The organism is Phyllobacterium sp. LjRoot231 (assembly GCF_964253365.1).
In the GTDB taxonomy this organism is placed as follows: Bacteria; Pseudomonadota; Alphaproteobacteria; order Rhizobiales; family Rhizobiaceae; genus Phyllobacterium.
Genome location: NZ_CAXUQT020000001.1, coordinates 3,071,481 through 3,094,019, shown reverse-complemented (window position 1 = coordinate 3,094,019; position 22,539 = coordinate 3,071,481). Strand labels below are relative to the sequence as shown.

Sequence of the window (22,539 nt, the reverse complement as noted above, 5' to 3'; positions counted from 1 at the left end):
GCGATGCCCTTTGATTTCAGTCATCTAAGATTACTTCTTCACAGCTGCGGCCACTTCCGCTGCAAAGTCGGTCTCTTCCTTCTCGATGCCCTCGCCCAGCGCGAAACGGACAAATGCGGTGATTTTGGCTGGTGCACCGATCGTCTTTTCCGCTTCTTTAAGAGCGGCCTCGACGGTCAGGTCAGGATTGATGACGAAAGCCTGCGAGAGAAGCACGACTTCCTCGTAGAATTTGCGCAGACGGCCTTCAACCATTTTCTCGATGATGTTTTCAGGCTTGCCGGACTGGCGGGCTGAATCGGAGAAAATCGCCTTTTCACGCTCGACGGCGGCCGGATCAACTTCAGCCGAAGTCAAGGCAAGCGGGTTGGTTGCAGCGACATGCATTGCGACCTGACGGCCGAAAGCCTGTGCGACGTCCGCGTTGCCGGCAGTTTCGATCGCTACCAGAACGCCGAGCTTGCCCAGACCATCGGAAACGGCGTTGTGAATGTAGGTAGCAACCACGCCTTCGTTGACCGTCAGCGCAGCTGAGCGGCGGAACGAGAGGTTCTCACCAATCGTACCGACAGCGTCCTTGATCGTATCGACAACGGACTTGCCAGACGACGGATAGGTCGCAGCTGCAACGGCAGCAGTCGAACCGTCGGTGGTTAATGCCACATTGGCAACGTTGCGGACGATGTCCTGGAACGCGTCATTGCGGGCAACGAAATCGGTTTCGGAGTTCACCTCGACAACGACAGCCTTCTTGCCGTTCGACGCAACGCCGACAAGACCTTCGGCAGCCGTGCGGCCAGCCTTCTTGTCAGCCTTTGAAATGCCCTTGGCACGCAGCCAATCGACAGCGGCTTCCATGTCGCCATTGGTTTCAGTCAGGGCTGTCTTGCAGTCCATCATGCCAGCGCCGCTGATTTCGCGAAGTTCTTTTACCTGTGATGCAGAAATGCTCATTGTGTCGCCTCTTCTCAAAGCGAAGGCATACTGGAGAAACCAGCATGCCAACTTTGCGGCGCGTTATGCGCCAATCGAATCATTTTTAATCGCCCGATAAGACGGGTGTATGAAGCCTCAAGCGGAGGCTTCACCTTCCTGTGCAGGAGCTTCGGCAGAAGCTTCAACGGGAGCTTCGAGCGCTGGCTCGACAGGAGCTTCTTCCTGTGCACCGATATCCATGCCCAACGAGCCCTGCTGACGCAGGATACCGTCGAGAGCAGCCTTGGCGACCAGATCGCAATAAAGCGAAATCGCGCGCGACGCATCGTCGTTGCCCGGAATCCGGAAATCGATCTGGTCCGGATCGCAATTGCTGTCGATGACGGCGACAACCGGAATACCAAGACGCTTGGCTTCCTGGATTGCAATCGCTTCCTTGTTGGTATCGATGATGAAGATGAGATCCGGAACGGAACCCATGTTCTTGATGCCGCCAAGTGCACGGTTGAGCTTCTCGCGCTCACGATCGAGATTCAGGCGCTCCTTCTTGGTGAAGCCCTGTGCTTCGCCGGAAAGAAGTTCGTCCAGCTTGCGCAGACGCTGAATGGAATTCGAAATCGTCTTCCAGTTGGTCATCATGCCGCCGAGCCAGCGGGCATTGACGTAGTACTGGGCCGAGCGCGTTGCGGCATCGGCAATGATGTCCGAAGCCTGACGCTTGGTGCCGACGAACAGAACGCGGCCGCCGCGGGCAACGGTGTCCGAAACCTTCTTCAACGCAGTGTGAAGCAGCGGAACGGTCTGTGCCAAGTCGAGAATGTGAATGTTGTTGCGGTCACCATAAATGTATGGTGCCATTTTCGGGTTCCAGCGATGTGTCTGGTGGCCGAAGTGAACGCCAGCTTCAAGGAGCTGACGCATGCTGAAATCAGGCAATGCCATCTCTTATTTTCCTTTTCCGGTTTAACCTCCACGGAGAAGAGGCGGGAAACCCGCCACCGGAGGCCATATCGGATTTCTCCCGATATCAACCCAAACCCCGTGTGTGGAATGAAGCGGCTGTTAATGGATAATCGTCACAAACGCAAGTGCGCAGGCGATAAAAGCCTATCATCGCGAACCCATTCATCAAATTAGTCCGCAATGTGACCTAAACTTCATCGCTCTTAACGATGTCAATGATGTCAGTCTTGCTGAAGTCATCCCCCTTGAAGAGCAAGGGTTCCTGCCGGGTGATCGCAAGCGCATACGAGAAACAATCACCATAGTTCAGTCCGGCTGGATGACGACCTTTGCCGTATCGTCGCCAAGCATGCCGCGCTGCGTCCATTTGATCGGTATCAACAGTGACGATGTCGACACCCGCTTTGTAAAGCCAAAGATCAAGCTCCCGCCCACCTTCTTCCCCGAGCCGCGTTTCGATCACCATCGTCGTTTCAAGTACCGTCGCGGCTGAAATCAGGCGAACGGCATCATTGGCTATCTGCTGTTCGAATGACGCAGCCTCGGATTCATTGAGCGCGATCGCGACGATTGCCGACGTATCGATTACCATCAGCGTGGCAAGCCATGTTCGTCATAGTCCAGAATTTCTTCGGCGGTGCGCTGATCGCTCGACGGCATCCTGCTCCAACGCCGCCGGATAGCGGCCAAATCGTCCAGAAGCGCTGCCTTGCGGGTCTGTCCCGAAACACGCCTTAATCGTTCCTCAAGGGCGCGTCGCGTCGCCGTAGTGATATTCTCACCGGTTCTTTCGGCAAGGTCCCGCGCTAATTGTTCGGTGACAGGGTCTTTGATACTCAGCGCCATGGGCATGTCCCTAGGTTCCTAATCAGGAACTTTCTACCATTTTGCCGACGACAAGGAAAGCCTTCGCAGAAAGCAATTTCGTCCTCGTCCCAAGAGCGCTGTTTGGTCATTTCGTGCACTTCGGCGCGTCGAACAGCTGCAGATTGACGAGCTTTCCTGTCATGGAGAAGTCGCCGTAGTCCATTTTCAGATCACGTGTCACGCCGTTGCGGTACATCTTGAAATTGATCCGGTAACTCGGCAGACCCTCAGTCTTCTCGTTCTCGTCGAAATAAGCGATTGAAACCGGCCAGGTGGTTTCCTTCGCCAGCGGGCCCATATTCTTTGTCTCGTCGTCATCGGAAACCGCAGATTTGCCGATCACTACCGTCGTCGCCATGACCTTGTCGGCATCCTCCGATCCGTCGAACAGCTTTGTCTGATAGAAGACCTCTCCGGCCAACGCCCTGGAGATCAACTCCTGCATGTGCCGCGTTGGAAACTGCGACAACTCGAGGTCTTCCTTTGTTGCCTCCGGCTTCGTCAGCGAAATTTCCGTCTTGTCCTTGAGCAGGGCAGCGTCGCCGCGCACTTCCTTGGTCAGGCTCTGGTCGACGAATGTCTTGTTGACGAAGCGGAACTTGTCGCCGTTGCCCGACTCGAATGTCGTTGTCTGCTGGTCAGTCACCCGTTGAGGCTGTTCCTCCATGTCAACGCGGGTGACAAAGCGGAAATTCGTCGTATAGCCCTCGCAGTCCGAGCCATTGAATTCATAGACCATCCGGCCCGTCAGACCTGTAATGCCGCTGCTGTCCTGAGCACTATCCAACTTGAGATCGTAAATAGCGCGATGCGGAACGAGAGTCGCGGTTCCAGCCGCAAAAGCCAGGGATGAGCCGGTCAGACCCAAGGCACCGAGACTGAAAACGAGGACAGGTAAAACGCGCATTGACAAGATTCTCCAATATTTGAACGTGCATATTAAAATAACTCTTGGCGGAAGCGAGGCAAAAATCGCAACTTCTTTCACAATCCCTTGCGATTCCGAAACATAAGGAAATTATCCCATGACCAGCACCATCGAAACACGCCTGCAGGAGCTTGGCATTACGCTGCCTGTCGCAGCGGCACCGGCAGCCAATTACGTTCCCTTCGCCCAGACTGGCTCCCTGCTTCTAACGTCAGGGCAGTTGCCGCTGGCTGGCGGAAAGCTCATTCACATCGGACTTTTGGGTGCCGATCTAAATGTCGCACAGGGCCAGGAAGCGGCAAAGGCCTGCGCGATCAATATATTGGCACAGGCGAAAGCAGCGCTGGGCGATCTGGGACGGATCATGCGGATCGTGAAGATTACCGTGTTCGTCGCATCGAAGCCTGATTTCATCGAACAGCATCTCGTCGCCAACGGCGCCTCGGATCTGCTCGTCGCCGTGTTGGGTGATGCCGGCCGTCACGCGCGCTCGGCTGTGGGCACTGCCGCCCTGCCATTGAACGCGCCGGTCGAAGTTGAAGCCATTATCGAGCTTCGTTGAACATGCCTTCTGTTGACTGGTTGAAAAACGTGCCGATTGCGCATCGCGGTCTGCACGATATGAACAAGAAGCACTGGGAGAACACTTTGTCGGCATTTGACGCAGCGGCAAGCGCGGGCTTTGCCATCGAATGCGATGTGCATCTCTCCGCTGACGGCAAAGCCATTGTGTTCCACGATGGGACGCTCGACCGCGTGACCGGGAGCCAGGGCAATATCGACGAACTGACAGCCGAACAGGCTGCCAAGCTTCGTGTCGGCGGTACTAACGATCACGTGCCGACTCTGGCTGAATCCTTGAGGTTGATTGGTGGACGCGTACCGATAGTAATTGAACTGAAGGGAATACCCGGGCGCGACGATGGTTTGGTCAAGGCGGTTGCCAATGACCTCGCCGGGTATGAGGGTCAGGCTGCGATCATGTCCTTCGATCATCATCTGATCCGTCTCTTCGGCAAGGATGCACCGGGCATTCCTGCTGGTCTGACCGCTGAGGGTCTTCGCGATGAAAATCTTGAAGCGCATTTCTCCATGCTGGCCTACGACATCGATTTCGTCTCCTACAACGTCCATCATCTGGAAAACCGTTTCGTTGACTTCGTTCGCGGAACCCTGGACCTGCCGGTCATCTCCTGGACGGTAAGAAATTTAGCTGAGAAAGCCATCAGCGATGCCATTGTCGATCAAATCACTTTTGAGGGGTTTGATCCGCGCACAGCTTGAGATCGGAGCAAGTTTTCTCTATATGGTATACACGTAAACCAACGGGATTTCCCATGAGCAAGCAGACAGCCATAAGGCTTCCAGACGAGACCTATGAACGTCTTCAGGCGCTGGCTGCAAAGACCGGACGCACCGCCACATTCTATATGCGTCAAGCTATCGAAGAATATTTGGACGATCTCGAAGATTTGTATCTGGCGGAACAAGCCACGCTGCGATTGAATCGCGGTGAAGATCAGGTTCTAAGCGCAGAGGAATTCTGGCGTGGCCTGGACGATTGAGTACACTCGGTCGGTTCAAAAATCACTTAAAAGTCTTGATTCACAAACGCGAGGGCGAATTCGGAAGTTCTTGGATCAACGAATTGCCAATCTGGACGATCCCCGTCAAACTGGAAAGGCGCTTCAAGGTTCAGAGCTTGGAAATTACTGGCGGTATCGCATTGGCGACTATCGTATCCTATGTGACCTGCAGGATCATCGGCTTGTAGTGTTGATTGTGGAAATCGGCCACCGGCGCGAGGTCTATCGCTAAAAACTGTCCGGAGTCAGGAAGCCAATTTCAAAAATGACAAACCTTGATCGAGGCGATTTCACCTTGCGTGTCTGCGATGGCATTGGTGCGTTCACTCAAGCGGAATGGTCGGGCCTTTGTGGAACTTCGCGCGATGCGCCCGATTACAACCCGTTTCTCTCGCATGCTTTCCTGTCTGCACTTGAAGATTCCGGTTGCGTCGCGCGCAAAGCCGGCTGGCTGCCGCAGTTTCTGCGTCTGGAAGACGACTGCGGCACGCTGATCGGTGCCGTCCCCTGCTATTTGAAAAGTCACAGCCAAGGCGAATATGTCTTCGATCATGGCTGGGCCGATGCGTTCGAGCGCGCGGGCGGACGCTACTATCCGAAATTGCAGGCAAGCATCCCCTTCACCCCGGCGACCGGCCCGCGCCTGCTGGTTCGTCGCGATTGGGATGGCGGTGCGGTTCGCACTGCTCTCGCCAATGGTCTGCGGCAACTGACCACCCAGACCGGCGTTTCATCGGCGCATTCGACCTTCGTCAACGATGACGATCTGCCAGCCTTTACTGATGCCGGGTTCCTGCATCGCATCGACCAGCAGTTTCATTTCTTCAATGAGGGCTACGCCAGCTATGATGATTTCCTTGAGACGCTCGCCTCGCGAAAACGTAAAGCGCTGAAAAAGGAACGCCGCGAAGCGCTCGCCGATGACATCAGCATCGACCGACTGACCGGCAGTCAACTCACCAAGCAAGTCTGGGACACATTTTTCGCGTTCTATATGGACACCGGCAGCCGCAAATGGGGCCGCCCTTATCTCAACCGCACGTTCTATGCACTGATCGGCGAGCGTATGCCTGATGATATCATGCTGGTGATGGCACGGCGTGACGGGCGTTACATTGCTGGCGCGATCAATTTCATCGGATCGGACCGCCTCTTCGGCAGGCATTGGGGGTGCATCGAAGATCACCGCTTCCTGCATTTCGAGGTCTGCTATCATCAGGCGATCGACTTCGCCATCGAACGAAAACTTCATGTTGTCGAGGCAGGCGCACAGGGCGAGCACAAGCTCGCGCGCGGATATCTGCCTGTGACAACGCATTCAGTGCATTATCTCGCCCATGAAGGATTGCGACGCGCTATCGATGATTTTCTGCAGCGTGAGCGCGAGGATGTCGCTTTGATGAGCCACGTCCTCAACGAGCACGCCCCCTTCAAGAAATCGGACCAGTAGTAACCGAGGTACACCATGACCGCTCCCTACGACGCAAACAATATATTCGCGAAGATCCTGCGCGGGGAAATCCCGTCGCACAAGCTCTACGAAGATGCGGAAACCTATGCTTTCATGGATGTGATGCCACAAGGAAAAGGTCATTGCCTGGCGATAACCAAGGCTCCTTTCCGGAATATCCTGGATGTCGATCTGGCCAACCTCAATGCTGTAATTGCAACCACGCAAAAGCTGGCTCGCGGCGTTAAAGCGGCCTTTGATGCCGATGGCGTTACGGTAATTCAGTTCAACGAACCGGCCGCCGGGCAGACGGTTTTCCACCTGCATTTCCACGTCATTCCACGTTTTGATGGCGTCGCGCTCAAGCCACACACCGGCCAGATGGAAGATCAAAACGTCCTTGCAGCCAACGCCGATAAAATCAGGCAGGCGCTGGCGACACTGTAAGTCATTGTAGGATCGACAATTGCAGTCCGGCGATCAGGACAATTTCACCGGCGATCACGCTCACAATCACGCGCCTGCCGAGGGTGAGATAGGCCACGAAACCGGCTGCGGCGGCGCCTATTCGAAGGTAGACGGACGATTCCGCCAGCGATCCGCTCGGGTAGAGGATCAACTGGGCGATGACCCCTGCGACAAGCGCTGTGGCGACGGCACGCACCGCAACCAGCGCTTCGGAATCTTCGCGGACGCGACCACCAATCAATACACCGATGAACCGCCAGATATCTGTCGGCAGCCAGCCAGCTAGCAGGATGAACAGATAAGGCCACCACCAATCTGTCAGGCTCTGCCAGGTCATGAGGCAGTGCCTCTCTTTGCCAGATGCACATAGGCCATGGTCACGATGCCGCCTGCAACGCCAGTCAGCAGCAGATCATAGGCTGGTGCAATGGAATGGATGATGGGGAACAGCAGCAGCCCCGAAACCATCGCGACATGGATGGATCGATCCCGCGCCGAACCCCACAGCGAGGTCAAAAAATACATTGGCGTCAAGAAGAACAACGCAGCGAAAACCAGGGGTGGAAAGTCGGTCGAAAGTACATAAACGACAGCCACCACCAGCGTGTTTGTCAACGTCAAAGTAATGCCCAGCCCAGCGAAATAGCTGGTCCGCATAGCGCGCGGAACATGCTTGAGCCGTTCCATACCCATAACCCAAGCGGTGACGGCGATAAAGTGGGAGAGAAAAACCAGTGTGATCTTGCGTGTCTTGGGTCCGCGCATTTCCGGCACGAACGCTGCCACCATCGGCATCAGACGAATTGAGGACAGACCGACGGCAATCGCTGCGCCAAACAACGAGTATCCGCCCGCAATTGCACCGATCAAGACTATGTTGGCTGGAAGAGCCCAGATAATGGCGACCATGAACGTCGCCTGCATCAAGGTCACGCCGTTTTCACTGGCGAAGCCGGCAAAGCCCACATGCGCTGTCATCAGGATCAGCGCAGGAATACTTGTGATCAAAGATGCGCCCGACAAGAACCACGACAATCGGGTTCTCATGTTTTCAGCATTCGTCTCTTGGGAGGGCAATCCGGAATCAGCCATGCCCCAGCGATAAACGGAAGAGCGGACGCCATCAAGAAAAAGGCCACCCGAAGGTGGCCTTTTTGACTATTTCTTCCGCGGTACTTTCGGCACGGAAGCCTTGCGCGACAGCGGAGCGATGCTCGCACTGACCGAGGCATCGGCCCCCGCTTTTTCAAGCGGCTTCTTCGGTGCAGGCTTCTTCTTCGCCAAAGGCTTCTTCTCGACCGGTATTTCCTTCTTCGGCTTCACCACCACTTCATCGGCGATGTAATCGAGAACGAGACCTTTCGAACCATCGGGCTTCTCGGCAACCGAAACGCGGACGGTACCGCCCTTCTTCAGCCTGCCAAACAGCACCTCATCCGCCAGCGGCTTCTTGATATGCTCCTGAATGACGCGACCGAGAGGCCGGGCACCCATGCGGTCGTCATAGCCCTTTTCAGCCAGCCAGGCGATGGCTTCCGGCTGCAGGTCGAATGTCACACCGCGGTCGGCAAGCTGTGCCTCGAGCTGAATGACGAACTTCTGCACCACCTGATGGATAACCGGAATCGGCAGCGCGCCGAACGGAATAATCGCGTCGAGACGGTTGCGGAACTCCGGTGTGAACAGACGGTTGATCGCTTCCATGTCATCGCCTTCACGGCGTGACGAACCGAATCCGATTGCCGCTCTTGCCGCATCCGAAGCACCGGCATTGGTCGTCATGATCAAAATCACATTGCGGAAATCGATCTGCTTGCCGTTGTGATCCGTCAGCTTGCCATGATCCATCACCTGCAAAAGGATATTGAACAGATCCGGGTGTGCCTTTTCGATTTCATCGAGCAGCAGCACGCAATGCGGATGCTGATCGACGCCATCGGTCAAAAGACCGCCCTGATCGAAGCCGACATAACCGGGAGGCGCGCCGAGCAGACGCGAAACCGTGTGACGCTCCATATATTCTGACATGTCAAAACGCAGGAGTTCCACACCGAGCGACAGTGCCAACTGTTTGGCGACTTCGGTCTTGCCCACGCCGGTCGGACCGGAGAAAAGGTAAGAACCGATCGGCTTTTCCGGCTCGCGCAAGCCGGCACGTGCCAGCTTGATCGACGATGACAGCGCTTCGATAGCCAGGTCCTGACCGTAGACGACGCGCTTCAGTTCTGCCTCTAGATTGGAGAGTACGGCTTCGTCGTCTTTCGAAACAGTCTTCGGCGGGATGCGGGCCATCGTAGCGATCGTTGCTTCGATTTCCTTTACGCCGATCGACTTCTTGCGTTTCGCTTCCGGCAACAGCATCTGGCTGGCGCCGGTCTCGTCGATGACATCGATCGCCTTGTCCGGCAGCTTGCGGTCATTGATGTAACGCGCCGACAGTTCCACAGCCGACTTGATCGCTTCCACGGTGTACTTGACCTTGTGGAAGTCTTCGAAATACGGCCGCAGCCCCTTCATGATCTCGATAGCATCGGGGATCGAGGGTTCATTGACATCGATCTTCTGGAACCGGCGAACGAGCGCCCTGTCCTTCTCGAAGAACTGGCGGAATTCCTTGTAAGTCGTTGAACCAATGCAACGAATGGCACCCGTCGAAAGCGCTGGCTTGAGCAGATTGGATGCATCCATTGCACCACCGGAAGTGGCTCCGGCGCCGATGATCGTGTGGATTTCGTCGATGAACAGGATCGCACCCGGAAATTCTTCCAGTTCCTTGATGACCTGCTTCAGGCGTTCTTCGAAATCGCCGCGATAGCGTGTTCCGGCGAGCAACGTGCCCATGTCCAGCGAGAACACGGTCGCATCGCTGAGAACGCTCGGAACCTTGCCTTCAACGATCCGCTTGGCGAGACCTTCGGCAATTGCCGTCTTGCCAACGCCTGGATCGCCCACGTAGAGCGGATTGTTCTTCGAACGGCGGCAAAGAATCTGGATCGTCCGGTTGATCTCCTGATCCCGGCCGATAAGTGGATCGATCTTGCCGGCCTTGGCGCGATCATTGAGATTGATGCAGTAGGCCGACAAGGCGTCCTGCTTCTTCTTGGTTGTGCCCTCTTCCGACTCAGCAGCGTGATTGTCTTCGTTGGGGCTCTCGGCTCCAAGCGGCGTCCGCGGCTCGGAAGCACCAGGGCGCTTCGAAATTCCATGCGAGATATAATTGACCGCGTCGTAACGGGTCATCTGTTGTTCCTGCAGGAAGAAGGCCGCATGGCTTTCCCGCTCGGCAAAAATAGCGACGAGAACATTGGCCCCGGTCACTTCTTCGCGGTTGGAGGACTGGACGTGGATGACCGCACGCTGGATGACGCGCTGGAACGCCGCAGTCGGCTTCGAATCCTCGTCGTAACCGGTGACAAGGTTGTCCAGTTCGTGATCGACGTAATCGGTCACTGTGCGCGTCAATTGAGCGAGGTCGACATTGCACGCGCGCATGACACTGCTTGCATCCTGATCATCGATCAGCGCGAGGAGCAGATGCTCCAGCGTCGCATACTCGTGATGATGCTCGTTGGCAATTGTCAGCGCCTGATGCAGGGCGCGCTCCAGACTAGGTGAGAAAGATGGCATGAAACCTCACTTTTTCTCCATCACGCATTGCAGCGGATGTTGGTTTTGCCGCGCATAGTCCATGACTTGGGTCATCTTGGACTCCGCGACCTCATAGGTAAAGACACCACATTCTCCGACCCCATGATTATGCACATGGAGCATGATGCGTGTAGCATCTTCTCTGTTCTTCTGGAAAAACCGTTCCAGGACGTGAATGACGAATTCCATGGGAGTGTAATCGTCATTGAGAAGCAACACGCGATAAAGACTGGGCTTTTTCAGTTTGGGTTTGGTCCGGGTTATGACAGCCGTTCCCCGGCCGGGGCCGTTGCTGTTTCCCTTGTCCTCATCCTGCATCATGGGTGAAAACCGCTTCATCTCTTCCGATACCCGCATTCTCATAGTGTGTAGCTCTATGCATTCTATGTAGGTCGCTATGGCTTGATTTTAAGCCCTCTCCTGAAGCTTGCAATATCAAGTTGCAGTTGCAAAGGCCGAATTACCCTGCAGGAATAAAAAAAGCCCGGTTGCGCGTTGCAACCGGGCTGTTTTCATAATCGCGAAGCAGATTATATTTACTTCGTAACCTTCGCCACGGCTGCCTCGTAGGGCTTATAGGCTTCCTTGGCGAGATCGGCGTAGAGTTCGCCAAATTTCGTCGCCTGGGCAATGAAGGCTTCATAGGCCTTCTTCGAAAAGACGCTGTGAGTCTCGAATGCCTGCTCCGGCGATTTCGTGGAGGCAAGCTTTTCGATCAGTTTGGTACCTTCTTCGAATGACTGCTTCGAGTAGTCCGCCGCTTCATTGGCGATCGTCTGCAAACCTTGGGTGAGAGCAGAAACACTCTTCATCGCACTGTTGGCGAATTCCTTGCTGGATTTATTCAGGGTTTCGAACGGAGTAGCCATGATGGATCCTTCCAAATGTTGAATTTCCCGGCTGCTCCTGATTTAGGGTGCACTGCACAAGAAGTCAAATTTATACTGCATTGCAATATATATCTAAAATTTAGCCCAAATGTCCCGGAAAAGATGAACGGCCCGGTTACCATAAACAGTTTGGTAACGCTGGTTCGACTAAAGTCCACGAAATCGTTCTGATGCATCAGGGTCATCAGGAAAGTCTCTACGCGCATATTCGAGCAGGTGTTGATTGTGCATTATAAGGCCCGCCAAGGTTCCAACTACTTACAAAAAATGGCTTATGCATTCCTGGCTCTGGCATTAGGCGCCGGGTTAAATATTGCTGAAGCGCCTTTGGCAGCCGCAGCCTCGAAAGAAGCAGCCATCGTTGTCGATGCCAATACGGGCAAGACACTCTATTCGTCCAATGCCGATGCACAGCGCTATCCGGCATCTCTGACGAAAATGATGACGATCTATATGCTGTTCGACGCTATGGCATCCGGCAAGGTTTCCAAATCCACGCCAATTCCCGTCTCTGCCTATGCGGCAGGACAGCCGCCAACGAAAGTTGGCTTTCAGCCCGGGCAGACGATCAGCGCCGAAGCTGCGATTCTTTCCCTGATCACCAAGTCGGCGAACGACTCGGCAACGGCAATCGCCGAGTTTCTGGGCGGCTCGGAGCAGCGCTTTGCGGTGATGATGACCAACAAGGCGCGTCAGCTCGGCATGCGCAATACGCAGTTCCGCAATGCAAACGGCCTGCCGGACCCGCAGCAACATTCATCTGCGCGCGACCTCGCGTTGCTGGGCGTTGCTCTTCGTGAGCATTTTCCACAGTATTACGGCTACTTCTCCACCCGCAGCTTCAGCTATCGCGGCCGCCGCATCGTTGGCCACAATCGCCTGCTCGGCAAGATTCAGGGTGTGGATGGCATCAAGACCGGCTACACCCGCGCTTCCGGCTTCAACCTGGTGTCATCGGTCAGCACTGACGGAAAGAAGCTCGTCGCAGTTGTTATGGGCGGGTCCAGCACACCAGCGCGCGATGCGCAGATGGCCAGTCTCATCGCCCGATATCTTCCAGAGGCATCGCGCCGCGACGGCGGCAATCTGATTGCTTCGCGCAAGAACAGCAAGGTCGAGGTCGCGGCTCTCGAACTGCCAGCAAGCGACGAGGCACCAATACCTGCTCAGCGTGAACAGGCAGTGGCCGAACAGCCTGCCGAGGTCGTAACGGCCTATGCGGAGCCGTCACCGGCCACCTCCCCCGCAGCCCGGATTTTGGCGGTTCCAGAACCATCTCCGAAAGCTGAAATTGGCGAAGGCGATGTGGATGAGGTTGATCCCGTAACGACCGCGTCCGCGCCTGCCAACGGCTGGATGGTGCAGATCGCTTCCGTTGGCAGCTCTGAGGAAGCCAAGGCAATGCTATCCAAAGCTGCAGCGCAGGTTGGCGGTCCGATCGCCGCGCTCTCGCCCTATACGGAAAAGTTCCAGAAGGGTTCGACCACCTATCACCGCGCCCGCTTTGCCGGCATCTCTTCCGCCAAGGCAGCCAACGATGCATGTACCGCACTGAAACGCCAGAAATTCAACTGCTTTGCCATTGCTCCGCAATCGTAGGGCACGCGATCCGAAAGACCCCGATTTGTATAGCGTAAAGGGTTTTGCGAATGTCCAGTACCACAGAAATACATAGCCCGGCTGGCCTGACAGCCAGAGAAACCAAGCCATTTTTCGGCGGCATGCAGGCGCTGCAACAGGCTGCCATGAAGATTGCTGACCTGAGCCGGGGCAATTCGGCCTTCAAGACCATGGATCTGGTGAATGTGCTGCTTTGCCAGGCCGCGCGCACGCGGCGCGCCGCCATGCCGCATGTGCGCCTGCGCTTACGTTCTTACAGCCGCAACGGCATATCAGCGGTAAGACTGCGGGTTTCCTGAAACTTAGAGAAGACCCAGAGCGGCCAGCTCGTTGCGAAGTTCCGGCGGCAGTTTTGCCCGTCCGATCTTGCCGTGCCCTTCATCGAATGGCGCGTCTTCGCTGGTCAGATAGCGCCAGCCCTGAAATGCCCTGCGTGGCTGCCATTCCGTCGGGATGATGCGTGGGTCGAGCACGAGATGGCAGCGTGAAATGCCTTCATCGTCGGTGAAGGTCCTGATATCCGTCAATCGCTGACGGCATTGGACATTGCCTTTGATCACCCAATAAAGCGATCCGCCGTCGAGCAGTTCCTCGACGCGTTTGGGCACCATGCGGGTTGTGTGGAACTGTTCGGCGGACAGCCCTGCCCGCCTGCGCTCATCGAGCCTGAAATCGATCCACGCCGCGAGTTCTTCGATCGCGCTGCATCCGACACAGAGTTTTACGAGATTGAGAGCCATAGCTAAGCATTTACGCTTTCAGGTTGTGGCGTCAACCATAATGGCGGCTTCTCCACAACCCGAGCATACGCCAGAGGACTTTTGAGAATTCAGCCTGATGAGTCAGCTGGTGTGATTTTCGAGGACCGGAGCGCAGCGGACTTATTGGTCCGTGAGCACCGGAAGCTGAGAAAATCGCATCAGATGCCCATCAGGGTAAATTCTCGGTGGTCTCTCAACATTCCACAACATTCACGGCCAACCCGCCAAGGCTGGTTTCCTTGTAGCGTTCGTTCATGTCGACGCCAGTCTGCCGCATGGTTTCGATACACGCATCGAGCGGAACGAAATGCGTGCCATCGCCCTTGACTGCAAGCGACGCGGCCGTAACCGCCTTCACCGCGCCAAGCGCATTGCGCTCGATGCAGGGCACTTGCACCAGACCGGCAACGGGGTCGCAGGTCATGCCGAGATGATGCTCCAGGGCGATCTCAGCAGCATTTTCGATCTGCTCGGGCGTTCCGCCAAGCACTGCAGCCAGTCCGGCGGCGGCCATGGCGGATGCGGAACCCACTTCGCCCTGGCAACCGACTTCGGCGCCCGAGATCGAAGCATTGGTCTTGATCACCCCGCCGATAGCCGCCGATGTCAGCAGGAAGTCGCGAATGCCGTTCTCGTCGGCATCGTCGTGGAAATGCAGATAGTAGCGCAGCACGGCAGGAACGACGCCCGCGGCACCATTGGTTGGCGCTGTCACCACGCGCCCGCCCGCTGCGTTCTCCTCATTGACAGCCATCGCATAGACCGAGAGCCAGTCATTGGCGAGCAGCGGATTGATGCGATTCTGCCGCCATTCCTCCTGCAGGCGATCATGCAGATAGCGCGCGCGCCGCTTGACCTTGAGGCCGCCAGGCATGATGCCTTCCTGCTCCAGACCGCGATCGATACAGGAGCGCATCGCCGCCCAGATACGGTCGAGACCCGCATTCAGCTCATCGCGGCTCATGAAGACTTCTTCATTGCTGCGTTTCATTTCGGCAATGGAAAGGCCGCTTTCCTTGGCCATGCTCATCATCTGAGCGGCATTCTTGAATGGGAAAGGCACCGGATGTTCAGGCTTCGGCGCCGTGCGGGTCTTCGCCGCCTCGAGCTCTTCCTCGGTCACGACGAAACCACCGCCAACCGAATAGAAAATCCGGCGCAGCAGCAGCCGGTCATCGACGTCATAGGCTTCGAAGGCCATGCCGTTGGCGTGACCGGGAAGTGGCGTGCGCCGATCCATGATGAGATCGGTCGCGGGATCGAAGCGATAGGATGGATGGCCTTCGGGTGAAATGCGTTTGGTCTGCTTCACGGTCTCGAGCAGTGCATCCATTTCGTTTGGATCAACGGTGGCAGGCAACAGGCCGCAAAGGCCGAGAATGACAGCGCGATCAGTCGCGTGTCCAATGCCGGTGAAAGCCAGCGAACCATGCAGATGCACGCGCAGCCGGTCCACCTTGACGCCGGTCGGACGCGGCCATTGCCCGCTCTTGAGCTCTTCAAGGAACAGGCTGCCGGCGGTCATCGGGCCCATCGTATGGGAACTCGAAGGACCAATGCCGATTTTATAAAGGTCGAAAACCGACAGAAACATTCAACCACCTTTTCCGGGCGAAACACTTGCGGCTTATAATGGCCCGTAGGCGACATTTGCCGCAGCCCGGCACCGACTTCGCCTTGCGTTTCTACGACATAGATCCGCCAGCGCAAAAGTCAAAGAAAAAGGCTGTAGACGCAAGTGCCGCGAGATTTGCCAACGGGTCAAATTCACGTACATTCGCAATCGCCGTTTATTGCATTGCACAGAGAGACCAAATGGAAGCTGCCTCAAATACATCCTATTGGCTCGACATACTTGCGCTGGTCTATTTCTTCATCGTCTGGGCGCTCTATTCCCATACCACCGCAAATGGGTTTGCGGGGAGAAAATCGCTGACCTACGAGATGAACCAGGCGCGGCGTCAATGGATGGCGACAATGTCGACCCGCGAATTGCGCATGATCGACACAAGCATCATGATCGGTCTGCAGCAGGGTACCGGCTTTTTTGCTTCAACGTCCATTCTGGCGATCGGCGGCTGTTTCGGCCTGTTGAATTCGTCCGGCCGCGTTCTGACGCTGTTCCATGACCTGCCGTTCCTGGGAGACACAACGCAGCAATTGTTCGAAACGAAGATCCTCGGACTTCTCGTTCTCTTCGCCTATGCGTTCTTCAAATTTGCCTGGTCATATCGTCTTTTCAACTACTGCTCGATCCTGATCGGCAGTGTGCCGATGGCTCGCGACAAGGGCCCGGACGATCCGGTTGTGATTGCGGGGATCAATCGCGCGGCGGGGATCAACATTCAGGCCGGCGAGCATTTCAACAGCGGGTTGCGCGGGATCTTCTTTTCCATCGGATATCTCGGATGGTTCCTGCATCCGTTGCTGTTCATGATCACGACGACACTCGTTGCCATAGTGCTGCTAAGACGCCAGTTCTTTTCCAGGGCGCGAGAAGTCCTGATGCAGAACAGCGTAAACCCCGGCCTATAGGCCGCGCGGCAGGTAACGCCAGACGAAGACCGCAGTGAATATCATCAGCATCGCGAGTGCGATGAAGATCGAGCCGAGATGGAAAAACGTCAGGATGATCGAGTAGAAAAACGCCGGTAATATCTCGGAAAAATCGAGATAGGTCCGGTAGACCGCCGTCATCTGCGCCCGTTCATGCGGATGAACCGCGCGAATGAATGTCGTTGATCCAAGCGTGTCGATAGCCACGCAGAAAAAGGCCCCGAAGAGCAGCATGATCGCTGCCAGCATCGGAAAGCTTTCGCCGGCAATGCCCGCTCCTATTAGTGCCACGGCAAGCAATACGAACACACCGGAAATCGTGCGGGTCAGGCCTTTTGCCATGCCGACCTTGCCCCAAAGGATGGAGCCGAGCAAAAACAGATTGCCGAGCGAAACCAGAAGACCGCCGGCAAGATTGCCCTGACCGGTCGCCACCATCAGAATCGGTCCATAGACGAAAAACGTGCTCCAGTAGCACGAGCGCGAAAAGGCAATCAGCCAGGCCAGTCGCAATCTCGGCTGCACGACGAAGCGGCGCACATTGGCGATAGGATTTGCCGGGCGGCTCGGGCCCTTCTGCAGCGCCGGATTGTCGCTGAGACGGAAATACCAGAACAGCGTGAGCAGCAGCAGCGAAAAGCCTATCGACAACAGGAACGGCGCAATCATTCCGACGCGAGTGTACAGAAAAACCCCGAGGAACGGCCCGGCGGTCCAGGCAAGCGTCGCCGTCGCCATCCGCACGGACTCGGCGCGGACCAATTCACCCCTCTTGATATGATCCATGATGTAGAGGCTGAGCGTGATAGACAGCGTTCCTGAGCCGAAGGTGCGCAGGAATAGCCCAGCCGCCTGCCCCGGCAATGTATCGAGCGCAAAGGCGCAGCATCCCAGCATCAGGGACGCAGCTCCAGCCGTGTAGACCCAGCGCCGCGGAATGCGAACGATGAGCAACGGGATCGACAGTGTCGAGATCAGCCCGAGCAACGACATGCAGGTGTAAAGGATACTGACGCCGCGCTCGCTTTGAACAAGGTCGTAGGTCTGGATCGGCACCACGCTGGTGATAATCGCCCGGGCCATCGATTCGATGCCAAAGAGGATCGCGAAGACCCGCGCCGTTGGGCGCTTGGCCGTGGTGATCCAGATAGGATGGCGAACCTGATTGATCACTGGGATGACTTTGGGGGCATTGATTCGAGCGTCGCCGGGAGTTTCGACCGCGCGACCAGCGATAGCAGTCAATCAAGCGACATAATATGTCCGTTTCGCAGAAACCTTTGAATATGTACGAAAAATCTTCCGTTGCTTGCCCGCCAAAGACGATGGATTTTGCAGCCCAACTCACCTAGCTTGCGGCAATTGCCGCAACGATCGAGTTTTCGACAAATGAATCAAGCCGAGACTTTAAATGCACCCTTCAAGACGCGTCTCGGCAAGCTGGACGTGCTGCGCGGCATCGCCCTTATCGCCATGGCGACCTATCACACGGGCTGGGATTTCGAGTTTTTCGGCTATCTCGAACCAGGCACAACCGGGCACGGCGCATGGAAACTGTACGCCCGCGTCATCGCCTCGACCTTCCTGGTCCTTGTCGGCTTCAGCCTTGTCCTGGCACACGGGCGCGAAATTCGCTGGCGTTCCTTTGGCATTCGCCTCGCCCAGATAATCGCGGCTGCTTTGGCAATCACGCTCGTCACCTGGTACGTCACGCCCGAAAGCTTCGTGTTTTTTGGAATTCTGCACCAGATCGCGGTAGCCAGCATCTTGGGGCTATTTTTCCTGCGATTACCAGCGTTGGTTATCACTGCCGCTGCGGCGGCAGTTATTGCCCTCCCGCATTATTACGTCTCGCCGACATTCGATGCGCCGATGTTCTGGCCGCTCGGGCTTTCGGAGATCATCGTACGATCAAACGATTACGTCCCGATCTTCCCTTGGTTCGGCGCAGTGCTTGCAGGCATGGCCATCGCCAAGACCATGCAATATTTCGGTGCGCTCAAATTGTTTGCCGGAAATATCGCTCCATCCTGGCTCGATCGCGGCCTGCGCTTTATCGGCAGGCATAGTCTCGCCTTCTACCTGATCCACCAGCCTGTGATCATCGCTTGCGTCTTTGTGATTTCACACCTGTTTCCACCGGCCGTTGCGACACCGCATGAGGTCTTCGGCAAGGCCTGCGTGCAGAGCTGCCAGAACGACAATGGCAAGGCTTTTTGCGAAAAGTTCTGCGATTGCGTTATCGGGCAGAGCGAAGCGCAAGGGATCTTCGATGAGATGTTTGCAGGAAAGCGCGATCAGAGCGATCCGCAGATGCAGCAGATCGCTGGCATCTGCACGCGGGAAAGCACGCCGCAGTGACGTTTACGTATTGACGCCCAACTCTGCCAGACGCTCGATACAGCCTTCCTCGACCTGATCGAGTTCAGCCAGTGTTTCCTCGATGTCGCGGCGCTTCTGGCGCAGTTCCGCGCGCTTCTCCTCAACGCGCTTCATCATCAGATGCAACTGCCCCATTTCCCCGGGCGGCTCCTTGTACATCTGGATGATTTCCTGAATCTCGGCAATCGAGAAACCAAGCCGCTTGCCGCGAAGAATCTGCTTGAGCAAATGGCGGTCGGAAGGCCGGAACAGCCGGGTCCGTCCACGTCTGACCGGATGGATCAGATCCTCATCCTCATAGAACCGCAATGTGCGCGTCGACACGCCAAACTCCCGTGTCAATTCAGTAATAGTGTAATATTCGCGCATCGCAGACACAGCCCCTCCTTGTATCGGTTGAATATTTTGCCCACGCAATTACGTAAAAGTCAATTGCACGATTGTATCCGGTTGTGAACTTAAGTGCATAACCGCAATAAATGGCTGCTATTTAAAGCCGAACCACCATGTTGCCAGACCGAGAAACGAAGAAAAACCAACGACATCGGTCACCGTGGTAACGAACACCGCCGACGCTATGGCCGGGTCAGCACCAAAACGATGCAGCAACAAGGGAATCAGAATACCACCAAGTGCAGCTGCAAGCATGTTTATGATCATCGCCGTAGCGATAATGCCGCCAAGATTGACGTTCTCAAACCACAGACCTGCAACGACGCCGATCATGATCGCGAAAATGACACCATTGATAAGCCCAACGGAAGCCTCGCGGCGGATGATGCGGCCGGCATTGTAAATATCCATGTCCCGTGTCGCCAGCGCTCGAACAGTGACGGTCATCGTCTGTGTACCGGCGTTGCCGCCCATGGATGCAACGATCGGCATCAGTACCGCCAGGGCCACCATCTGCTGGATCGTTCCGTCGAAAAGACCGATAACGGACGCCGAGAGAATAGCGGTGAACAGGTTGATTACCAGCCAGGGCGTGCGTGAGCGTGACGTGGACAGAACCGAGTCGGACAACTCTTCATCGCCGACACCACCGAGGCGCATGATGTCTTCCTCGGCCTCTTCCTGAATGACATCGACGATGTTCTCGATGGTCAGGACACCGACAAGCCGGTCGTTTTCATCCACGACAGCCGCCGACAACAGATCGTATTGCTCAAAGATCTGCGCGGCTTCTTCCTGATCCATGGTCGCGGGGATCGCATGCCGTGTTTCATGCATGATCTCTTCGATTTTGATGTCGCGCCGCGTACGCAGGATGCGATCAAGGTCGATAGCCCCCAAAAGCCGGAACATCGGATCGATGACGAATATTTGCGAAAAGGATTCCGGTAGATCGTCGTTGTCGCGCATGTAGTCGATGGTCTGGCCGACAGTCCAGAATGGCGGCACCGCAACAAATTCCGTTTGCATGCGGCGTCCGGCAGTTTCTTCCGGATAGCCAAGGGAACGGCGTAGCCGTACCCGTTCGGTAAAAGGCAGTTGCGCCAGAATCTCGTCGCGGTCTTCCTGCTCGAGATCTTCGAGAATGTAGACCGCATCGTCGGAATCCAGTTCCTGAACCGCCTCGGCAATCTGCCGGTTCGGCATCGCATCGACAATTTCAAGGCGAACCGCCTCATCGACCTCGGTCAGTGCAGCGAAGTCGAACTCATCGCCGAGCAGTTCGACAAGGGCTCTACGCTGGTCGGGTTGCAGGGCTTCGAGGACGTGGCCAAGCTCGGATTGGTGCAGCTTGCCGACGTGCGATCGCAGAAACAGAACATCCCGGTCCGCGATGGCAGCGCCGACACGCGCTAGATAGGAAGTCCGGACAGCGCCGTCTTCGCCATAAATGTCGGCATCCTGCTCTTCAGGTGCGGATTCCGGGAGAGTTTCTGTTTCCATCTATCCGCACCTGCCTTCCTGACAATTATTGCGTCTCGTCAGTTAAAATTCAGGCAGCGTTGTCTTCCCAACCACTGATCGCCTTCACTTCAAGGAAGTCTTCCAGCCCGAAGTGGCCACCCTCACGCCCGATGCCCGACTGCTTGTAGCCGCCGAACGGAGCGTCTGCCGCATGCTCGGCGCCATTGATACGCACCATGCCTGCACGAAGCTGCTTCGACACGCGCTTGATGCGCTCACGATCGCCAGACTGGATATAGGCAGCAAGCCCGTAGGGCGTGTCATTGGCAATTTCGACCGCTTCTTCTTCCGTGTCGAAGGGGATCATCGCCAATACCGGTCCGAAAATCTCCTCGCGCGCAATCGTCATGTCGTTGTTGACGTCGGCGAAAACCGTCGGGCGGACGTAGTAACCGCGATTGAAGCCTTCAGGACGGCCAGTACCACCGGCAATCAATCGCGCGCCTTCCTTGATGCCCTGCTCGATCAAACCTTGCACCTTGTTGAACTGCATCTCCGAAACGAGCGGACCCATGTGATCGCCGTCCTGCGACGGATCGCCGACCTTGGTTGCCTTCGCCGTCTCGGCGGCGATTTCAGTCGCTTTGTTGTAGACGGAGCGTTCCACAAGCATCCTGGTAGGCGCATTGCATGACTGGCCGGTATTGTTGAACACATGCTCGACACCGCGCTTGACCGCAGCCTCCACATCCGAATCCGCGAACACGATGTTCGGCGATTTGCCGCCAAGCTCCAGCGACACGCGTTTGACCGTATCGGCTGCTGCCTTGGTCACCGCAACGCCTGCACGGGTTGAACCTGTGAACGACATCATGTCGATGCCGGGATGAGCGGACATCGCTGCGCCAACCGTTGGGCCATCACCATTGATCAAATTGAAGACACCGGCGGGAAGACCCGAAGTATCAACCATCTCAGCGAAGATCACCGACGAGATCGGCGCAATTTCGGATGGCTTGAGGATAACCGTGCAGCCTGCGGCAATCGCCGGAACAACCTTCAGAACCACCTGGTTCATCGGCCAGTTCCACGGCGTGATCAGGCCGCAGACACCGATCGGCTCATAGGCAAGGCGGACGGTCCTGTCGTGGCCCTCGAGCGGCCGGTCGAATTCAAAATTTTTCAAAGCCTGGATGAAAGCCTTGATATGGCCCGTCCCCGATGCCGCCTGTTCGTCCAGCGCCATCTTGATTGGCGCGCCCATTTCGGACGAGATCGCCTTGGCCATATCGGCGATGCGGGATTTATAAACGGCGAGCAGGCGCTCGAGCCATGCGAGACGTTCTTCGCGGCTGGTCACGCTCCATGTGGTGAACGCCTTGCGAGCAGCGGAAACAGCCTTGTCGACATCGGCTGCCGAACCGAGCGAGATCACCGCAAACGCCTGTTCGTCGGCGGGATTGATTACCTCAAGCTCTTTCGCCACTACCGGCGCTATCCATTTTCCATCGATATAGAAATCGGTCTTGCGAAGCATGGTCTGTCTCCTGCCTGTGGCTCTATGGATTATCGTTGATTCTGCGCCGGATAAGTGTCGGCGTATGTTCAGTTGCGTGTGTAGCGGATG

Annotated in this window: 26 protein-coding genes; 10 read left to right on the top strand and 16 right to left on the bottom strand. The window is 56.2% G+C overall.

The genetic code is table 11. The features are described 5' to 3' along the window. Positions 1-30: 30 nt before the first annotated feature. The 5 genes from tsf to ACSQ3H_RS15230 all read right to left on the bottom strand — a co-directional run bounded on the left by tsf (position 31) and on the right by ACSQ3H_RS15230 (position 3,673). Positions 31-954 carry a translation elongation factor Ts gene (gene tsf, locus ACSQ3H_RS15250; protein ID WP_436117826.1) on the bottom strand — a complete coding sequence of 308 codons (924 nt, stop codon included), beginning with the start codon at positions 952-954 and terminating at the stop codon, positions 31-33. A 117-nt stretch (positions 955-1,071) separates the two neighbouring features. Then, entirely contained in the window at positions 1,072-1,878 is an 807-nt protein-coding gene (rpsB, locus tag ACSQ3H_RS15245; RefSeq protein ID WP_436117825.1) for a 30S ribosomal protein S2, read from the bottom strand. Between the two features lie 208 nt (positions 1,879-2,086). Beyond that, positions 2,087-2,491, bottom strand: a complete 405-nt coding sequence (locus ACSQ3H_RS15240; protein ID WP_436117824.1) for a type II toxin-antitoxin system VapC family toxin — start codon at positions 2,489-2,491, stop codon at positions 2,087-2,089. Then, entirely contained in the window at positions 2,491-2,745 is a 255-nt protein-coding gene (locus ACSQ3H_RS15235) for a type II toxin-antitoxin system VapB family antitoxin (RefSeq protein WP_436117823.1), read from the bottom strand. The genes ACSQ3H_RS15240 and ACSQ3H_RS15235 overlap by 1 nt, the downstream gene beginning before the upstream one ends. 106 nt (positions 2,746-2,851) lie before the next feature. Next, entirely contained in the window at positions 2,852-3,673 is an 822-nt protein-coding gene (locus ACSQ3H_RS15230; protein ID WP_436117822.1) for a cell envelope integrity EipB family protein, read from the bottom strand. 118 nt (positions 3,674-3,791) lie between these two features. On the opposite strand from ACSQ3H_RS15230, the gene ACSQ3H_RS15225 reads away from it, so the two are divergent. Genes ACSQ3H_RS15225 through ACSQ3H_RS15200 form a run of 6 tightly spaced genes read left to right on the top strand, consistent with a single transcriptional unit; the run spans position 3,792 to position 7,177 of the window. After that, positions 3,792-4,256, top strand: coding sequence for a RidA family protein (locus tag ACSQ3H_RS15225; protein ID WP_436117821.1), 465 nt, complete (start codon positions 3,792-3,794; stop codon positions 4,254-4,256). Positions 4,257-4,258: 2 nt separating this feature from the next. Then, complete coding sequence (locus ACSQ3H_RS15220) at positions 4,259-4,978, top strand: glycerophosphodiester phosphodiesterase (RefSeq protein WP_436117820.1); 720 nt, start codon at positions 4,259-4,261, stop codon at positions 4,976-4,978. A 53-nt stretch (positions 4,979-5,031) separates the two neighbouring features. Then, positions 5,032-5,259: a type II toxin-antitoxin system RelB family antitoxin gene (gene relB / locus ACSQ3H_RS15215; protein ID WP_436117819.1), complete on the top strand. Its 228-nt coding sequence runs from the start codon at positions 5,032-5,034 to the stop codon at positions 5,257-5,259. Continuing rightward, positions 5,243-5,512 carry a type II toxin-antitoxin system RelE family toxin gene (locus ACSQ3H_RS15210; protein WP_436117818.1) on the top strand — a complete coding sequence of 90 codons (270 nt, stop codon included), beginning with the start codon at positions 5,243-5,245 and terminating at the stop codon, positions 5,510-5,512. The genes relB and ACSQ3H_RS15210 overlap by 17 nt, the downstream gene beginning before the upstream one ends. Positions 5,513-5,545: 33 nt before the next feature. After that, positions 5,546-6,730 carry a GNAT family N-acetyltransferase gene (locus ACSQ3H_RS15205; RefSeq protein WP_436117817.1) on the top strand — a complete coding sequence of 395 codons (1,185 nt, stop codon included), beginning with the start codon at positions 5,546-5,548 and terminating at the stop codon, positions 6,728-6,730. Positions 6,731-6,745: 15 nt separating this feature from the next. After that, complete coding sequence (locus ACSQ3H_RS15200) at positions 6,746-7,177, top strand: HIT family protein (protein ID WP_436117816.1); 432 nt, start codon at positions 6,746-6,748, stop codon at positions 7,175-7,177. 1 nt (position 7,178) lies between these two features. Here ACSQ3H_RS15200 and ACSQ3H_RS15195 read toward each other — a convergent pair whose 3' ends face one another. From ACSQ3H_RS15195 to ACSQ3H_RS15175, 5 genes are all read right to left on the bottom strand, one after another. Beyond that, positions 7,179-7,535, bottom strand: a complete 357-nt coding sequence (locus tag ACSQ3H_RS15195) for an AzlD domain-containing protein (RefSeq protein ID WP_436117815.1) — start codon at positions 7,533-7,535, stop codon at positions 7,179-7,181. Next, positions 7,532-8,290 carry an AzlC family ABC transporter permease gene (locus ACSQ3H_RS15190; protein ID WP_436117814.1) on the bottom strand — a complete coding sequence of 253 codons (759 nt, stop codon included), beginning with the start codon at positions 8,288-8,290 and terminating at the stop codon, positions 7,532-7,534. The genes ACSQ3H_RS15195 and ACSQ3H_RS15190 overlap by 4 nt, the downstream gene beginning before the upstream one ends. A 66-nt stretch (positions 8,291-8,356) precedes the next feature. Then, entirely contained in the window at positions 8,357-10,825 is a 2,469-nt protein-coding gene (clpA, locus tag ACSQ3H_RS15185) for an ATP-dependent Clp protease ATP-binding subunit ClpA (RefSeq protein WP_436117813.1), read from the bottom strand. A gap of 6 nt (positions 10,826-10,831) precedes the next feature. Beyond that, positions 10,832-11,185: an ATP-dependent Clp protease adapter ClpS gene (gene clpS, locus ACSQ3H_RS15180; RefSeq protein WP_436117812.1), complete on the bottom strand. Its 354-nt coding sequence runs from the start codon at positions 11,183-11,185 to the stop codon at positions 10,832-10,834. Between the two features lie 197 nt (positions 11,186-11,382). Then, positions 11,383-11,715, bottom strand: a complete 333-nt coding sequence (locus ACSQ3H_RS15175) for a phasin family protein (protein WP_436117811.1) — start codon at positions 11,713-11,715, stop codon at positions 11,383-11,385. 288 nt (positions 11,716-12,003) lie between these two features. Here ACSQ3H_RS15175 and ACSQ3H_RS15170 point away from each other — a divergent pair, with 288 nt between their 5' ends. Next, positions 12,004-13,335, top strand: a complete 1,332-nt coding sequence (locus tag ACSQ3H_RS15170; protein WP_436117810.1) for an SPOR domain-containing protein — start codon at positions 12,004-12,006, stop codon at positions 13,333-13,335. Positions 13,336-13,385: 50 nt separating this feature from the next. Beyond that, a complete protein-coding gene (locus ACSQ3H_RS15165; protein WP_436117809.1) occupies positions 13,386-13,655 on the top strand; it encodes a hypothetical protein in 270 nt (89 codons plus the stop codon). 3 nt (positions 13,656-13,658) lie between these two features. Here the strand turns inward: ACSQ3H_RS15165 and ACSQ3H_RS15160 are convergent, their stop codons facing one another. Further along, on the bottom strand, positions 13,659-14,096 hold the full coding sequence (locus tag ACSQ3H_RS15160) for a DUF1489 family protein (RefSeq protein WP_436117808.1): 438 nt from the start codon (positions 14,094-14,096) through the stop codon (positions 13,659-13,661). A 214-nt stretch (positions 14,097-14,310) separates the two neighbouring features. Further along, on the bottom strand, positions 14,311-15,711 hold the full coding sequence (locus ACSQ3H_RS15155; protein ID WP_436117807.1) for an L-serine ammonia-lyase: 1,401 nt from the start codon (positions 15,709-15,711) through the stop codon (positions 14,311-14,313). A 221-nt stretch (positions 15,712-15,932) separates the two neighbouring features. On the opposite strand from ACSQ3H_RS15155, the gene ACSQ3H_RS15150 reads away from it, so the two are divergent. Then, a complete protein-coding gene (locus ACSQ3H_RS15150) occupies positions 15,933-16,652 on the top strand; it encodes a DUF599 domain-containing protein (RefSeq protein WP_436117806.1) in 720 nt (239 codons plus the stop codon). Here the strand turns inward: ACSQ3H_RS15150 and ACSQ3H_RS15145 are convergent. Then, positions 16,647-17,918 (bottom strand): MFS transporter, encoded by a 1,272-nt coding sequence (locus ACSQ3H_RS15145; protein ID WP_436117805.1) that lies wholly within the window; start codon positions 17,916-17,918, stop codon positions 16,647-16,649. The genes ACSQ3H_RS15150 and ACSQ3H_RS15145 overlap by 6 nt on opposite strands. 144 nt (positions 17,919-18,062) lie before the next feature. Here ACSQ3H_RS15145 and ACSQ3H_RS15140 point away from each other — a divergent pair, with 144 nt between their 5' ends. Beyond that, the gene (locus tag ACSQ3H_RS15140; RefSeq protein WP_436117804.1) at positions 18,063-19,034 is read left to right on the top strand and encodes a heparan-alpha-glucosaminide N-acetyltransferase; all 972 of its coding nucleotides are present in this window, start codon (positions 18,063-18,065) and stop codon (positions 19,032-19,034) included. Positions 19,035-19,037: 3 nt separating this feature from the next. Here ACSQ3H_RS15140 and ACSQ3H_RS15135 read toward each other — a convergent pair whose 3' ends face one another. The 3 genes from ACSQ3H_RS15135 to ACSQ3H_RS15125 all read right to left on the bottom strand — a co-directional run bounded on the left by ACSQ3H_RS15135 (position 19,038) and on the right by ACSQ3H_RS15125 (position 22,449). Continuing rightward, on the bottom strand, positions 19,038-19,424 hold the full coding sequence (locus ACSQ3H_RS15135) for a MerR family transcriptional regulator (RefSeq protein WP_112529338.1): 387 nt from the start codon (positions 19,422-19,424) through the stop codon (positions 19,038-19,040). A 117-nt stretch (positions 19,425-19,541) separates the two neighbouring features. Further along, complete coding sequence (gene mgtE / locus ACSQ3H_RS15130) at positions 19,542-20,951, bottom strand: magnesium transporter (protein WP_436117803.1); 1,410 nt, start codon at positions 20,949-20,951, stop codon at positions 19,542-19,544. 49 nt (positions 20,952-21,000) lie between these two features. Beyond that, a complete protein-coding gene (locus ACSQ3H_RS15125; RefSeq protein WP_436117802.1) occupies positions 21,001-22,449 on the bottom strand; it encodes an aldehyde dehydrogenase family protein in 1,449 nt (482 codons plus the stop codon). Positions 22,450-22,539 lie beyond the last annotated feature (90 nt).